This is a genomic window from Dorea hominis (assembly GCF_014287705.1).
Classification (GTDB): domain Bacteria; phylum Bacillota; class Clostridia; order Lachnospirales; family Lachnospiraceae; genus Dorea_D; species Dorea_D hominis.
In genome coordinates this window covers 1-15,805 of the sequence record NZ_JACOOY010000017.1, presented here as the reverse complement: position 1 = coordinate 15,805, position 15,805 = coordinate 1, and the positions used below count along the sequence as shown (strand labels likewise).

Sequence of the window (15,805 nt, the reverse complement as noted above, 5' to 3'; positions counted from 1 at the left end):
TATAATATTGGTTTGTTTAAACCGTTATGACATGATGTCCTGCCGCTTTTAACAAACGGTTCATAATCGCGCTTCCGATTCCTTCGGTATCAAAAGATTCGCTATAAATATAATCAACCTGATCGGCATCAAATTCCCGCAGAATGGCAAATAAATGAACGGCTATCGTAGACTCGTCTTCCCTGGTTCCGATAGACTTCACATCTCCACAGATATAATTAGCTACACTCTCTTCGGTTCCAATGATACCAACTTTATGTCCGGCTTTCACCTGCTCTGCTGCCAGTTCATTGATCTTTGAAATAACCTTTGACATCTCACCTTCTACAATGCTTAAGTCTGCTTTCGGCGCATAATGCCGGTACTTCATACCCGGTGCTTTCGGCCGTTGGTTCGGCTTAATGACCGCCTTATCAACTGTCACCTCGCCAATACATGCTTCCAGCATCTCCTTTGTAATCGCACCCGGTCTTAAGATCATTGGCGGTGTAACCGTCATATCCAGAATTGTCGATTCCAGTCCGATAGAGACCGGTCCTCCATCCAGTATCATATCAATTCTTCCGGTCAGATCCTCTTCTACATGCTCTGCCATTGTCGGGCTTGGTCTGCCTGATGTATTCGCACTCGGTGCTGCAATATATCCACCGCCCACATCAATCAGCGCACGCGCTACTTCATCACTCGGCATACGCACAGCTACAGTATCCAGCCCGCCTGTCGTTCCATACGGAACTGCTTCGCTCTTCTCAAAAATCATTGTCAGCGGTCCCGGCCAGTATGCATCTGCGATTTTTTTCGTCTCCTCCGGAACATTTTTTGTAATTTTTTCCAATGCACCAAGATTCGTAATGTGTACAATCAGTGGATTATCGGAAGGTCTTCCTTTTGCAGCATAAATCTTCTCTGCTGCCTTCTCATTCAACGCATCTGCACCCAGTCCGTATACTGTCTCTGTTGGGAATGCGACAAGTCCGCCTTTTTTTAAAATGGCTCCTGCCATCTCAATACTATCTTTATCCAATTGTCCTTTTTTTACTCTTTTTATAATCGTTTCCATGTGTCTCATTATACTACACTCTATTTCTCCATACAAGTTACGATTCCATTTACAATTGCTTTCGCAACATCGTCCTGATATTCCGGAGTTGTCAGTTTTTTTGCTTCTTCCGGGTTACTTAAAAAGCCACATTCTACAATAATTATCGGCACCTCCGTCCGTTTCAGCAGATAATAAGTATCGTTTGCTTTCGCCTGTCTTGTATTTCCGATATCTGCTGCCCGCAATGCTTCCTGCATTGTCTTTGCAGCCTGTTCACTCTCTGCCGAATGGCGGTAATAAAACACCTGCGCCCCATGGATTCCGGCGTCCGGGTAACTGTTCTGGTGAATACTAACTGCAAATACCGGCTTTTCCCCGTTGATTTTTCTTACCCGTTCCCGCAGATCCCGGACTTTTTGTCCTGCATCCGATTGATCATCCAACATCTGATCATCTGTTCTTGTCATGATTACTTTTATTTTCTTCTTTTTCAGCATTTTCTCTACTTTTAAAGCAATCTCCAGATTAATCTCTTTCTCTTTTTCTTCATGTACTCCGATCTTTCCCGGATCACTTCCGCCATGCCCGGCATCCAGCACAATCACCTGCGATTTTTTCTCTTTTTCTGCCAGTTTTACAATCTCTCCTGATGCATATTTTTCCAATTTTTTGCTAAGCAGTACAAGTACCATAAGCGCCAGAAGAATCAGTATAAATTCTATTTTCTTCCCTGTCGCATCCGTCATATGCCGGTTCTTTCGGATATTTGGAAAATGCAAAAAAATACCTCCAGCCAGACTTTATTCTTCATAATATATGTCTGCCGGAGGCATTTTATATGTTTATTCTCTCAATATTTAATTTACATACTTCTGGATCAGTTGCCAGATATCTGAATTTTCCTGTCCGAGTGCCCATTCAGCTGTACCTGCAAGCTTATTCTTCTTCATGAGCTGAAGCTTGTACTCCATAGACTTCTCATCTTCCAGCCAGATGCTGTAAGTCGTATCTCCGGAAGTCCAGCTTGCGAAATTCTGCTTCGTCTCATCATCCCATGTCGTCTTGACACCGGCTTCTTTGACTACAGCCTGTGCACTGTCCATACCAAGTGCCTTGCTTGTTACTTTGTTGGTATACTCTTCGTTCGCTGTACCTGCATCTTGTGCAAGTTCATCTTCCGTTTTCGCTCTTACTTCCCACAGACGCGTGAAAAATGGAATTCCGCTGATCACTTTATTTGCCGGAACTTCTTTTAACGTCTCAGAGATTCCCTCTTTTACATAATTATAAGAAGAAACAGAACCGGCTTCCGGTGATCCTGCAAAATGTTCGTCATAACCCATAATGATAACATAATCTGCTACGATTCCCTGCTCTTTACGGTTATACTGCATGTTATAGCCCTTCGGAACATAATTATCCACGGATAATACCAGACCATTCTGTCTGCATCTTACAGATAATTCGCGGATAAACTGAATATAATGTTCACCACATTCTTTTGATATCTTTTCAAAGTCAACATTAATTCCGTCAATTCCGGTCTGCAATGCCGCTGCAACCAGTTGATTGATCAGCTTCTCTCTCCGTGAAGTATGGCTTAATAATTCATAAGATTCTTTCTGCGAATTGATTCCTCCGTCAAAATCTCTGACGGTCGCCCACACTTCAATATTCGCTTTATGTGCATAGTTCACATAATCTGTCGACGAGATTGACTTTATATTACCTTCCGTATCTGCTACATGATACCAGGTCGGCGCAAGTGTTGTAAGCCCTTTACTTTTTGCTATCTTTTCAAGCACTCCGTTATTAGCGGAACTATTGGTTACATTGTGCCATGCCAGGTTAATCTTGTAATCTTTCTTGATACTGGTAAATTTCTGTTCGTTAAATTTTCTGGTTACATTCTTGGTCTCCGGTGTCCTGAGTGCACTGTCTTTCACATAGCCGATAAATCCGTCTTTTGTGCGGACTTTCTCCCATGATCCTTCGTTTTCAATAATTGTAACTGTATCATCTTTGCTGACATCTGAAAGGATCGGACTCTTCACACCACCGCGGTAACGAACCTGAGTATCCTTCTTAACCTCGGCAACTTTCTTCTTGCCCCAGTCGCTGACGATCATTACACGGCTCGGGTTATCATATACCTCATACTCAATGTTTGTATATTGCTGAACAAAATCAAGCGCAATATAAGCTGTATTTCCTTCTGTCTTAACAATGACATATTTCTCGCTCTTACGTTCCTTGGACACCATATAGTCTTTGCTTCCGACCTCGACTGATACCATGTCATTCGGCAGTGTATACAATAAAATATTCTCATTCGGATCCCAGTAAAATCTGCTGTTTACATAATCCCTGATCACATCATACTGCACATAGAGCTTTCCATCGGATATCATACCATGCGGATCCACGACCTTATTATTTACTGTGATCGCCACCTGGCCTTTCTTTTCTATTCCATAATATTTATTCAGATCAGCTTTCTCCTTGGAAGGGCTGTATTTTTTCCACAAAAATGTCCCTACAACGGCTACGATCAGTAATATCAGGACGACACTCATCTTAATGATAAGATTCCGCTGTCTTCTCCGTCTGGATTGCGGTTTTCTTCTTACCAGTCTTCTGTTTCCGGAAATCCTTGATCTTCCGGAATTTCCTGTTCTGCCGGAAATCCCTGGTTCTTCTGAAGCGCTACTTCTTCTGCCCGCAACTGGCGTTCTGGCACCATCCTTGATTCGTCTGCCTGTCAGTGAGCTGCCTTCCGGCTGCATCGGCTGCATATCTTTTTCTTCCATGCTGTACCTCCTGTCAGACCTTATTATAGCAAAACAGATGTGCCCCGTCATTATTTATTTGACAAAATCTAGTTTGAGGGGTATTCGTGTTCCGAAATTCGTTGATCCACGTTGTTAAAACACAGCTCCTTGATGTCTCCTTTTTCATTCAACACATAATCTCGCATATACACTGAGTCTTCCCGCATAATATGCGCCTGCACGACTTGCATAGGGCTTGCGGGCAGACCATTCAGCAATATATGAATCCCTTCTTTTTCATAATCTGTCAACTCAGAAAACAGACTATGAACCTGCTGTTCCTGATGGTCTCCCATGGATTCCTCCTTCTCAATGCCCGTTCCCATATAATAACTACGGCTGCATATGCCAGAGACTCCAAAAGAAAATGCTGTAATTGTGATACACTTTTCTCCTCCTGCAGCTTAACCAAAAGACAGTAAGGCATTGTATTCATTTACATAATAGGTTGATGTTGATCTTAATTTCTGTGATAATGTCTGTCTGAAACGACGTTCGATAATGTTATTGATCTGTTGATAGTTTTGAAATAAAGATGCTATATCAGAAAAGTTAAAAAAATTTCCCTCCTTTGTTCTAAGAATGTAGCTATTCGGGAAAACTATCTTTTAGTAACGTCATTATAGCGGACAGCTTTTTAAAAAGCAAGTCCTTTTTTCATTTTATATTTATTTTATTTAACATACAAAAAATTCTATGCTATACTAAACTAGAAGGAAGTGATGAATATGAAGATTGAGAAAATAAGTGACAATCAGATACGTTGTACTTTAACACGTGCTGACTTGGCCGAACGCCAGCTTCAATTGAGCGAACTGGCTTATGGAACCGAAAAAGCAAAATCACTTTTCCATGATATGATGCAACAGGCAGCCTTTGAATTTGGATTTGAAGCCAACGACATTCCTCTTATGATCGAGGCAATTCCGGCTTCTTCCGATTCTATCGTGCTGATAATTACTAAAGTAGAAGATCCGGAAGAACTTGACACCAGATTTTCTAAGTTTTCTCCGTCACCGGCGGGTGAGAACGATACTAAAAAATCCGAAACAGTGAATAAGCTCGAAGGAGCAGAGACACTTCTGGACCTTCTTGGCAAAGTAAAAGAGAAGATGGATGTAGCCGAAAGCAGGGACAAGACAGATTCTCCGTCCGATGCACAGGCAACAGATTCTTCTGCCAGAACAGATTCTGCAAATGTAGCTTCTGCCACTGACGAGAACTCCGAAAGCAATGTAGCTGCTGAAGATTCTCCGGTAGCAAAGATTCGCTTGTTTTCATTTGCCACAATGGACAATGTGCTTTTAGCATCTCGTCTTTTGAACACGATGTACACCGGTTCCAACACCTTATACAAAGATCAGGCAGAAGACCTTTATATTCTGGCATTATCCCAGTCTGAACATTCTGCTAACGATTTCAACCGTATCTGTAATATGCTGACAGAATACGGTACTTCCGAGAAGACATCCGGAGTTATCCTTGCTTTTCTCGAAGAACATTGCGAAGCACTTGTTGCAGACAATGCAATCCAGCTGCTCGCAGCTATTTAATTGTACATCCCACAGATTACAGTTTGAATATGGAATTTTAAGCATGAAAAAAGCAGTTTTCGATAATTATCGAAAACTGCTTTTATATTCTGGCTTATTGTGCAGCCAGAAATGCATTAATCTTTTCTACTAATAAATCGCTGTCGATTCCGTGAACCATAGCAGCCTCAGCAAGACTTTCTCCCTGAGAAGCCGGGCAACCAAGACAGTGCATTCCAATCTCCATAAGGATCGGAGCTACCTCCGGGTTCATAGCAAGAACTTCACCGATTGTCATATCTTTAGAAACCTGTGCCATCATGACACCTCCTTTTCTCTTCAGTGGTATTTATTATATCCGTTTTTCTTCATCATGTAAACATTTTCAGGGGATTTCCTCGTGTAATTCCTCGTGTAAATTCCTCTTCTGGATATTCTCATTTCTTTTCGCTCCCATTGTATAAACATTTTCCTATAATTTACTATTAATATTTGACATCTTAAATGTCAACATTTTTGCCGAGTTTTTTCGACAAAAATCGAATTTTATTATAACTCCACAAAACATTCGTTCTTTTTTTAACATAAAATAATCCCCCGTTTTCGATGTGAATAATGTGGATAATGTGGATAAATTGCAACAAAGTACGATTTTTCCACCTTTTTTCAATATTTTGATGTGGATAACTTGGATAACTTTATTTCGTCGCTTTTTTCAAAATATGACATTTTTGTACAATTTGCTATTTCTGATTTTTTCCTTTACAGCACAAAAAAAAGGTGAAAGAAATTATTCATTTCTTTCACCTTTATTGTCTTACATTTTCATAATTTATAACAATCTTCTTACTGTTATAATATTAGCATAAGTAGCCGACAAGATTCCGATTCCCCGCGCCCGGTTAATCGCATTTACAATCTGCCCGTTTCCTTTATAAATTCCTACATGTCCATTATAGCAGATAACATCTCCAGGTCTTGCATTGCTGTAGCTGACGGCTCTTCCCGCACTGCGCATCTGAGACGATGTTCTTGGAAGTTGTATACCGAAATGCTTATATACCGACTGTACAAACCCCGAACAGTCAGCACCATGTGTAAGGCTTGTACCACCCCATACATAAGGATTTCCGATAAAACGGCTGGCATACTCCACAACCGCCTGTCCACTGCCTGCTCTGCCACCGTCCGCATCGTTCGTTTCGACTGTACTTGCTTCCCGCTGTTTTGCCAGGATTGCTTCTTCCTCTTTTCTGGATCTCGCATAATGAAATTTTTTCATCTCTTTTGCTTTTTTTTGGGCTTTTTTTCCTATTGTAATATATTGTGAATATACATATCCGGTTACATCACCAGATTTGATCTTCGTCCACTCTCCTACCGGACCTTTTATTTTCGCTGCATAATCCGGATAAAGCTTGCCGACCCACTTGCTTTGCTTTGTTGGTTCACTTCTTATATAAAGAAACGAATGAACATTCGCAAATGCCATATCTGAATACTCACCCTTCTCTGTTGGAACCAGATACTCTTTTACCTGTACTTTATGATCAGAAGCATCATAATCATTCAAAACTTCCTCTATCCCTGCACCGGGTAAAACAGAATCTGTATCCGCAGCCTGTACTTCCGGAGAAATTCCCATCACAAGGCTACTTATAGTAACTAAGAACAATCCTTTCTTAAGAACAGAATCCATAAACTCCCTCCTTTATGTTTTCTTATCTTTTGTAAATATTACAGAATTGTTACATATGTTACGTGATTATTATATCATCAAACGCAATCATGTCAACCTTATTTACGCTTTTTTAAGCTTCTATCACACTACAGTATTTGATATACTACGACATTTCCATGTAGTATTTTGTTACAAATTGTTACATTTTCAGATTGCTTGTTGACAATCTTGTATCATTATCTTATACTAATTATAATAATTATTACTATTATTGAAAGGAGATTGCTTATGGCTACATTAAAATATAGCAGGCAGCGAGAGTGTATCAAAGAATATCTTATGCATACAACGGAACATCCTACTGCAGATACTGTTTATGAGCATGTAAAAGAAGAATTTCCGCGCATCAGCCTTGGTACCGTATATCGCAATCTGAATCTTTTAGCCGACATGGGCGAAGCACTCAAGATCACTACGCTGGATGGCGGAGATCGTTTTGATGGATGTACGAAGCCACATTATCATTTTACCTGCACTTCCTGTGGTGCAGTCATTGATCTGGATATGGATGTAAAGTATTTCCACGAGATGAACGAAGCTGCAGGTAAGAACTTTGATGGCTTGATAGAATCTCACACAACATTGTTTTCTGGTATTTGTCCAGCATGCTTCAAAAAAGGCAAAAATTAATGAAAAAAGTTAATTTAATGATTGACATTTTTCAATAAGTATGGTAGATTAATATCAGTAACAATTACTAATATTGATATTGCAAAACACAATAAAAATTAATTATAAGAAAAGGAGATCAACATTATGAAAAAATTTGTTTGTACAGTATGTGGTTATGTTTACGAAGGAGAAGCTGCACCGGAGAAATGTCCAGTCTGCGGAGTAGGTGCTGACAAGTTCAAAGAGCAGACAGGTGAGAGAGAATGGGCTGCTGAGCATGTAGTAGGAGTAGCTAAAGGTGTAAGCGAAGACATCCTTGCTGATTTAAGAGCAAACTTCGAAGGAGAATGTTCAGAAGTTGGTATGTACCTGGCAATGGCAAGAGTTGCTCACAGAGAAGGATACCCGGAGATTGGATTATACTATGAAAAAGCTGCTTACGAAGAGGCTGAACACGCTGCTAAATTCGCTGAGCTCCTCGGAGAAGTTATCACAGACAGCACTAAGAAGAACCTTGAGCTCAGAGTAGACGCTGAGAACGGTGCGACAGCTGGTAAATTCGACCTTGCAAAACGTGCAAAAGCTGCAAATCTGGATGCAATCCACGACACGGTACACGAGATGGCAAGAGACGAAGCACGTCACGGAAAAGCATTCGAAGGACTGCTTAAGAGATACTTTGGCTAAGCTACAAGCCGAGTAAGGATAAAAATAAAGACGCTGGGAAAGGATGTACTTACATCCAATTCCCAGCGTCTTTATTTTTAGGCTTATTGGGCGACAGCCCTACAGCGACGACGCGTTTTTCGCGTTGGAGCTGGCTCGGCTTTGGCTTATTGGGCAACAGCCGTCATGAGGAAGTAGCCGTAGCGCATTCCGAATGGCTTTATAATTTCATCGCTTTCGCAGAACTATACATCTGCATTCCCTTCACTTTCTTATAAGACAGCACCTTCACATAATATGTCTTTCCTGCTGCCGGCTTTTTCATAGAAGCAGATGTCTTCTTGGCAGATAAGGATACACTTTTCACACCCGAAACAAGTTTCGGATCCGTGCTGTACTGCACTTCATATCCTCCTGCACCGGATACTTTTTTCCATTTCACAGTCATAGAAGTCTTACTTCCGGATTTCTTTGTTATCTTTGGCGCTTTTGATGTTATTCCAGACGTCTTACCACCAACATAAACCTTTTTCTTTACACCACTCTTATATGTGTTCTGATAAATCTTTCCTTTTGCATCAGAAGATACAAATACTCCATATGGTACTCCGGAGATTGTATTTCCACTAATATTGGCTGTTGATTTTGTAATATGTACTGCATGCTCTTTTATATTACTGATCACATTTCTGGAAAGCTTTCCGCAGGTACTCTTATTGAACATCTGTACACCATGCTGTTTACAGCCGGAAATCTGATTATTTGTAATAATCATTGATGTACTGTAATTCTGTGTAAACACACCGCTTCGAGCCATATTTTTTATTATATTAGAATTTGTAGTAATTCTTTTTGATCCTAAATCTACAAATACGCCATCATATTTCTTCCTTCTTGGATCTTTAGCATAATAATTTTTTCCTGTAATTTTATTACCTGTTGCCTCACTATCCTGTACATCCATCATATGGACACCATGTCCGGCTGTAGTAATTACATTATTTCTTACTTTTACTCCACTAATATAATAATCTTTTTTCGGGATTGTTTTATTTTTCTTATCTTTTTCTGTAGTACTAACTTTTCTGCCGTAAACTTTAACTCCGCATACTTCATCACTGTATTTCGTATACTTGATCGTCATACGGTTGTTTTCAACGACCATTTTAGCATTATGGCGAACCTGTCCTTTGTAAACTTTCTTTCCATCAAAGATTGTAGACATTACCGAACTGGAAAGTGGTTTGAAATATTGAATTAACACACCACCGCCACAATTTTCAATGACATTATTTTTTATCTCACAGTTATAATATGTTAATGCAATGATTGCTTCTTCCTGTATATTTTTAAAAATATTTCCCGTAATCTTAATATTTTCATGGTAAGCGCCATTAAGAAGAGTATGAGTACCTACTCCACGTGGTACATTCTGGAACAAACAATTCGTAACTTCCACATTTTTCATTGTTGTTCCATCCAAATATGTACTTTTATAAATAGATGTATCACATGGAATATCAAACTGCAAAGCTTCCTGTTTTAAATTGCCACTGCTTTTTCTCCTTGCCAGATCTTTGAACGTACATTTATTAACTTTCAGTCCATCAATTGCAGCAAGTTCTACCTGATGTGCACATCCTCCACCTGATACTGTTACATTTTCCAGTTTAATATTCTTTGCATGAAAAAGACGAATCAAAGAAGAATCACAATTGCTATTTCCAAGCCATTTTCCACCTATAATAGAAATATTTCGGAATCCGCTATATCCTTTACAAGCTAAACTTGCATTAAAATCTGAATGTCCTTTATAAGTACCATTTGTTCCTGTCTCTATCATATTACTGGATGTTCTTGAATAAGTAAATGTTACGCCTTCCGTCAGATCCAGTGTCGTATTGCTGTAAATATGTAACGTGGAGCTCAGCTTATAGCTTCCTGCCACTACCTTTACTGTAACCGGATTGCTGTCTGTAGCTGTATCTCTTGCCTCTTTTAAAGCATTATCTAATTCCCTTGCTATATCAGATCCATTCTTTGCACTTACAGTAATGACACTGTCATCCGTCTCTTCTGCATCCTGTACTGCAATCTGATTCTCTGTATGAACTTTCTCCTGCGCCTGACTTTCTACCGGATTCATGCCAATCGTACATGCCATGGCGATCATTCCTGACAAAAGCACTGTAATTACTCTCTTCTTCATAAATACCTCCCAAATTACTACTTTGGAGTATATTATATCGCATTATTTCTGCAAAACCAATGTCTCAGACAATCTTTTTCCTGCTAGCGGATCTTCCCCGGATCGATCTTATTTTTCTTCAATTTTAAATATACAACTTCCCGAAACAATGCATATAGCACAGATACAATTGGAATAAATATCAACATTCCTGTAATTCCCATCAGACTTCCCCCGACACTAACCGCTGCAAGTACCCAAATAGACGGAAGCCCCACTGAATTTCCAACAACATGTGGATAAATAAGATTTCCTTCTATCTGCTGCAATACAAGAAACAGTACGATAAAAATAGCTGCTTTTGCCGGATTTACCATAAAAATAAGTAAAACTCCTATTCCACACCCAACAAATGCTCCAAATATCGGAATCAGTGCAGTAAATGCTATCACAATTCCTATCAGCAATGCATAAGGCAGACGGAAAATTGTCATTGCAACAACAAACATAGAACCTAAAATCACTGCCTCCAGACATTGTCCTGTCAGAAAACTGGAAAATGTCTTATATGTCAGAGAACATACTTCAATTATTGCCTCTGCACGTCCTTTTCGTACAAAAGCAAATAATACTTTTTTAGCCTGGATTTCCAGCTTCTCTTTTTGCAAAAGGATATAGATAGCAAATACAAATGCAATAAAAAATGTTGTGACTCCACTCACGATACTTTTTGCCGCTGTTATCGTGGAATCCAGCACACTTCCGGCACCATTTTTAAAGAAACCGATTCCGGTATTCATAATCTTATCCCAGTCAAATTCAATATTATTCACAATGTTCATAATTTCCTTATTATTGTGGAAAACTTGTTTTGCCCATGCCTGTACATGTGGAAGAAATATCTGAACATTTTTCCCTAGATTTGAAAAAGTATTTCCCAGTTGTGGAACTAAAACAAACATCACCGCAGCTACAACTCCAAATACAAAGATCAATACAAGAATCATACTACACGGTCGTGCTGCCTTTTGCATGTAGCGTTTTCCTTTTCTTTTATCCTCTGAAAATAAATGTCTTTCCACAAAATTCATCGGGACATTTAACACAAATGCAATTGCTCCGCCTAAAAGAAAAGGAATGAATATATTTAATCCTTTCAATAACACTTGCAATACCATATTAAATTTCCACAAGCAGACAATTACAATTGCTGTAAACAAAATTAATTCTCGTATTTTTTTCATATTCTCCCGGTTTAATTCCATATAATTTCTTTACTCCTTATGTTCTTTACTTTTGCGCTCCTAAAATTTTCCTTCATTCCATAATCTCTTTTATACACACACAATCTGCCACCGACACCTTTCTCCGAATGATAAGGCAGCTAACAGTGATATGAAAATTAAACTCGTCCCACACGAATTAATTTTATTCCCTGTATAACCGGTAAATTAAGCAATGCCAGACCGTATACTATCAATAAATGCTGCCAGTCTAATGCTGCCACCTGGAAAATCCCATGTAATCCAGGGATCATTAATACTCCTGTGATCAATAGCAATCCCATTCCAAATGCTCCGATCAGATATGGATTATTAAAAAATTTCTTTGTAAATAAAATTGGTTTTCTGGATTTACAATTAAATCCATGTATCAGACGGCTGGTACACAAGATTCCAAATGCCATTGTACTTCCAAGCAGCGCACCGCTCTCACTATAGCCAATAAAATATCCCGTCATCGTCATAATTCCAATAACCAGACCTTCTACACTTATATCTGTAAGAAATTTTCTATTCAAAATTGACTCCTTCATTGGTCTTGGTTTTTCTTCCATCACCGCTTTTGTGTGCGGCTCCAACCCCAGTGCAATTGCCGGAAGGCTGTCCGTAAGCAGATTGATAAAAAGTAAATGAACCGGTGCAAATGGGACTGGTAAATTAACAACAGATGCATATAATACCGAAAGAATTGCTGCTAAATTTCCTGAAAGCAAAAACTGAATGGCATTTTTTATATTCTGATAAAGATTTCTTCCATTTTCCACTGCCTTTATAATCGTTGCGAAATTGTCATCTGTAAGCACCATTGCGGCAGCATCTTTAGATACTTCACTTCCCGTAATTCCCATTGCAACTCCGACATCAGCCTGCTTCAATGCAGGTGCATCATTCACACCGTCACCGGTCATTGCAACAATATTTCCACGTTCCTGCCAAGCACGCACGATCCGGATCTTATGTTCCGGCGAAACACGCGCATATACTGAAATTCCTTCTACAAATGTCCTCAGTTCTTCATCTGACATTTCTTCAATAACTGCCCCTTCACATGCCTCCGATTCATTTTTAATAATACCAATTCTTTTTGCTATCGCAGCAGCCGTCACTTTATGATCACCAGTAATCATGACCGGGCGGATTCCCGCTTTAATACACTCCTTGACTGCCTGTTTTGACTCCTGCCGTGGCGGATCCATCATTGCAATCAATCCTAAAAATACCAGATTATTTTCATCTTCTAAAGTAAGTTCTTTCTCTGCATCTAATTCTTTGTACGCAAATGCCAGCACACGAAGCCCTTCTCGTGAAAATTCAAGATTCTGTTTTTCAATATATAATCTGTCTTCCTCATTGATCAATTCCGGCTTTTCACTTCCATATTTTCGGATATGTGTAATTCTCTTTAAAAGAACATCTACTGCACCCTTTACATAAATTACATATCTTCCATCACATTTGTTTTCCGTTGACATCATTTTCCGGTCACTGTCAAATGGTATCTCCGATAATCTCGGACAGGCTGCTCTGACATCAGAAAACGAATATTCTATATACTTTTTTTCCTGCAGAACTGCGAGTAATGCCGTTTCCGTAGGATCTCCAATCTGCTCTCCATCTGTGATCATTCCATCATTACACAAAATGCTGGAAATCAACAATTCCTTTTCCGAATCATTTTCAAAATTGAGCTCAGACACGGAGATTCGCTTTGGATAAATATAATAGTCTTCTACTGTCATTTTATTTTGTGTTAAGGTTCCGGTCTTATCAGAACAGATTACAGAAACACTTCCAAGTCCTTCTACTGCCTGTAATTTTCTTATAATTGCATGTTCTTTTGCCATTTTCTGTGTACCAAATGAAAGAACAATTGTCACGATAGAACTTAAAGCTTCTGGGATTGCTGCAACCGCCAATGCTACAGCAAAAAGGAATGCATTTAAAATGTTATCCCCACGTAAAATGCTTAAAATAAATAATATTCCACATAATATTAAAATCATTATGGATAACTTCTTTCCGAAATCATCCAGATTCTTCTGTAATGGTGTCATTTTTTCAGAAGTATTCTTCAACAGGTAAGCAATCTTTCCCATCTCTGTATTCATTCCAATTGCTGTCACTTCATAACGTCCGTGACCATACGTCACAAAGCTTCCTGAAAATACCTGATTCGTCCGATCCCCGATTGCTGCATTTTCCGGAACATCTTCCAGATTCTTCTCCACCGACAGACTTTCTCCCGTCAATGCACTCTCATCTACTTTTAAACTTGCCGTTTCTATCAATTTACCATCTGCCGGAATACAATCCCCCGCTTCAATAAGCACTTCATCCCCTATCGTAACTTCTTTTGCCGGGATCTGTATCACCGCATGGTCTCTGACTACTTTCGCTTCCGGTGCTGACAATTGTTTCAGACTTTTTAAAGATTGTTCCGCTTTTAATGTCTGTACTGTTCCTAAAATGGCATTCATTGTAATAACTAGGAAAATAACTGCAGCACTCTCTGCATCACCCAGAATTCCGGATATTATTGCAGATATGATCAATATAATTACAAGAAAATCTTTAAACTGCTCCAAAAATAATGTAATACAGCTTTTTTTCCTTCCCTCTGCCAATTCGTTCCATCCATATTTTTTTTGATTTTCTTTTGCCTGTTCATTTGTCAACATATTCATTCTACCTTTCCTGCAATAATATCTCTTTTAGTATTCACTTTTTTATGATGTTAAATGCTTTTCTTCATAAATTTCCTCGTCGCTATAACAGCGATAAAACACGCTCTGCGAGTTTTATTCGCTGATTAGCGGTCGTCAAATGCTGCCATGCAAGCATGGCGCATTTTCCTCGTCGCCATAACAAAAAAGAGACCTTATTGCATATAAAATATGCAATAAAAGTCTCACCATTTCATTACGACACGGATGATCACTCATCGTACTGACGACGTCGTAAACATCATTAATTGATGCCAGTTACTCCCTTTTATCATTGTGTTATTAGAATATACAAATTTTTTCTTTTTGTCAATAATAATTCTATAAACAATTATGCAGATTTTCTCTTGTTTGATTTCATATATAAAAAAGAAGCAGTATTAAATTAATACTACTTCTCTCTCATTCCTATGAGCGTGCGGGGATTCGAACCCCGGACAACTTGATTAAAAGTCAAGTGCTCTACCACCTGAGCTACACGCCCGTACCAAATGTCTTACTAAGACAAATGCCCAGAGCCGGAATCGAACCAGCGACACGAGGATTTTCAGTCCTCTGCTCTACCGACTGAGCTATCTGGGCAGAATTGCGGGGGCAGGATTTGAACCTACGACCTTCGGGTTATGAGCCCGACGAGCTTCCAGACTGCTCCACCCCGCGATAATATTTAATTCTATCATTTTCATGATAAAGCCGATGATCGGACTCGAACCGATAACCTGCTGATTACAAATCAGCTGCTCTGCCAATTGAGCCACATCGGCACAAGCCATGTTGGCTAATGGATGGAGAAGGATTCGAACCTTCGAAGGCGTTGCCAACAGATTTACAGTCTGCCCCCTTTGGCCACTCGGGAATCCATCCATATCTATGGGACCAATAGGGCTCGAACCTATGACCCTCTGCTTGTAAGGCAGATGCTCTCCCAGCTGAGCTATGATCCCATATAAACGACCCAGAAGAGACTCGAACTCTCGACCTCCGCCGTGACAGGGCGGCGCTCTAACCAACTGAGCCACTGGGCCATATAAAGGTTATGTACCTTCAAAACTGCATACAAGAAATATTCTTCATCCTTTACCTATCACCTTGCTTGGTCATGCCCTCGACCGATTAGTATCAGTCAGCTCCATGTGTTACCACACTTCCACCTCTGACCTATCTACCTCGTCGTCTTCAAGGGGTCT

12 protein-coding genes, 7 tRNA genes and 1 rRNA gene are annotated in these 15,805 nt (G+C 39.6%); 3 read left to right on the top strand and 17 right to left on the bottom strand.

The features are described from left to right. Positions 1-16 precede the first annotated feature (16 nt). From H8S07_RS11900 to H8S07_RS11885, 4 genes are all read right to left on the bottom strand, one after another. Positions 17-1,069 (bottom strand): L-threonylcarbamoyladenylate synthase, encoded by a 1,053-nt coding sequence (locus H8S07_RS11900; protein ID WP_318532596.1) that lies wholly within the window; start codon positions 1,067-1,069, stop codon positions 17-19. Between the two features lie 11 nt (positions 1,070-1,080). Further along, positions 1,081-1,821 carry an N-acetylmuramoyl-L-alanine amidase gene (locus H8S07_RS11895; RefSeq protein ID WP_318532597.1) on the bottom strand — a complete coding sequence of 247 codons (741 nt, stop codon included), beginning with the start codon at positions 1,819-1,821 and terminating at the stop codon, positions 1,081-1,083. Between the two features lie 78 nt (positions 1,822-1,899). Beyond that, positions 1,900-3,852, bottom strand: a complete 1,953-nt coding sequence (locus tag H8S07_RS11890; RefSeq protein WP_243176022.1) for a glycosyl hydrolase family 18 protein — start codon at positions 3,850-3,852, stop codon at positions 1,900-1,902. Between the two features lie 68 nt (positions 3,853-3,920). Beyond that, entirely contained in the window at positions 3,921-4,169 is a 249-nt protein-coding gene (locus tag H8S07_RS11885; protein WP_021859857.1) for a hypothetical protein, read from the bottom strand. 432 nt (positions 4,170-4,601) lie between these two features. Between H8S07_RS11885 and H8S07_RS11880 the strand changes: the two genes are divergently transcribed. Further along, positions 4,602-5,426, top strand: a complete 825-nt coding sequence (locus H8S07_RS11880; RefSeq protein WP_186856085.1) for an adaptor protein MecA — start codon at positions 4,602-4,604, stop codon at positions 5,424-5,426. A gap of 94 nt (positions 5,427-5,520) precedes the next feature. On the opposite strand, the gene H8S07_RS11875 is transcribed toward H8S07_RS11880, so the two are convergent. Continuing rightward, positions 5,521-5,727 carry a DUF1858 domain-containing protein gene (locus H8S07_RS11875; protein WP_117537434.1) on the bottom strand — a complete coding sequence of 69 codons (207 nt, stop codon included), beginning with the start codon at positions 5,725-5,727 and terminating at the stop codon, positions 5,521-5,523. 510 nt (positions 5,728-6,237) lie between these two features. Beyond that, the gene (locus H8S07_RS11870) at positions 6,238-7,104 is read right to left on the bottom strand and encodes a C40 family peptidase (RefSeq protein ID WP_118288147.1); all 867 of its coding nucleotides are present in this window, start codon (positions 7,102-7,104) and stop codon (positions 6,238-6,240) included. Positions 7,105-7,374: 270 nt separating this feature from the next. On the opposite strand from H8S07_RS11870, the gene H8S07_RS11865 reads away from it, so the two are divergent. Together H8S07_RS11865 and H8S07_RS11860 are read left to right on the top strand one after the other, a co-directional pair. Beyond that, positions 7,375-7,776 carry a Fur family transcriptional regulator gene (locus H8S07_RS11865; protein WP_021859853.1) on the top strand — a complete coding sequence of 134 codons (402 nt, stop codon included), beginning with the start codon at positions 7,375-7,377 and terminating at the stop codon, positions 7,774-7,776. Between the two features lie 126 nt (positions 7,777-7,902). Further along, positions 7,903-8,445, top strand: coding sequence for an NADH peroxidase (locus tag H8S07_RS11860; RefSeq protein ID WP_021859852.1), 543 nt, complete (start codon positions 7,903-7,905; stop codon positions 8,443-8,445). A 199-nt stretch (positions 8,446-8,644) separates the two neighbouring features. On the opposite strand, the gene H8S07_RS11855 is transcribed toward H8S07_RS11860, so the two are convergent. The 11 genes from H8S07_RS11855 to H8S07_RS15075 form a co-directional block, all read right to left on the bottom strand. After that, positions 8,645-10,633 carry a right-handed parallel beta-helix repeat-containing protein gene (locus H8S07_RS11855; protein WP_186856084.1) on the bottom strand — a complete coding sequence of 663 codons (1,989 nt, stop codon included), beginning with the start codon at positions 10,631-10,633 and terminating at the stop codon, positions 8,645-8,647. 83 nt (positions 10,634-10,716) lie between these two features. Further along, a complete protein-coding gene (locus H8S07_RS11850) occupies positions 10,717-11,877 on the bottom strand; it encodes an AI-2E family transporter (RefSeq protein ID WP_118288149.1) in 1,161 nt (386 codons plus the stop codon). 137 nt (positions 11,878-12,014) lie between these two features. Next, the gene (locus tag H8S07_RS11845) at positions 12,015-14,573 is read right to left on the bottom strand and encodes a cation-translocating P-type ATPase (RefSeq protein ID WP_186856104.1); all 2,559 of its coding nucleotides are present in this window, start codon (positions 14,571-14,573) and stop codon (positions 12,015-12,017) included. Positions 14,574-15,029: 456 nt separating this feature from the next. Continuing rightward, positions 15,030-15,102: transfer RNA gene (locus H8S07_RS11840), tRNA-Lys, on the bottom strand. A gap of 25 nt (positions 15,103-15,127) precedes the next feature. Next, positions 15,128-15,200 (bottom strand) — tRNA-Phe (locus H8S07_RS11835). Positions 15,201-15,204: 4 nt separating this feature from the next. Beyond that, positions 15,205-15,278 (bottom strand) — tRNA-Met (locus tag H8S07_RS11830). Positions 15,279-15,309: 31 nt separating this feature from the next. Further along, positions 15,310-15,382, bottom strand: a tRNA-Thr gene (locus H8S07_RS11825). An 18-nt stretch (positions 15,383-15,400) separates the two neighbouring features. After that, positions 15,401-15,482, bottom strand: a tRNA-Tyr gene (locus H8S07_RS11820). A gap of 7 nt (positions 15,483-15,489) precedes the next feature. Next, positions 15,490-15,562 (bottom strand) — tRNA-Val (locus H8S07_RS11815). 7 nt (positions 15,563-15,569) lie between these two features. Continuing rightward, positions 15,570-15,643 (bottom strand) — tRNA-Asp (locus H8S07_RS11810). A gap of 68 nt (positions 15,644-15,711) precedes the next feature. Beyond that, positions 15,712-15,805, bottom strand: a 23S ribosomal RNA gene (locus H8S07_RS15075); the annotation flags it as partial.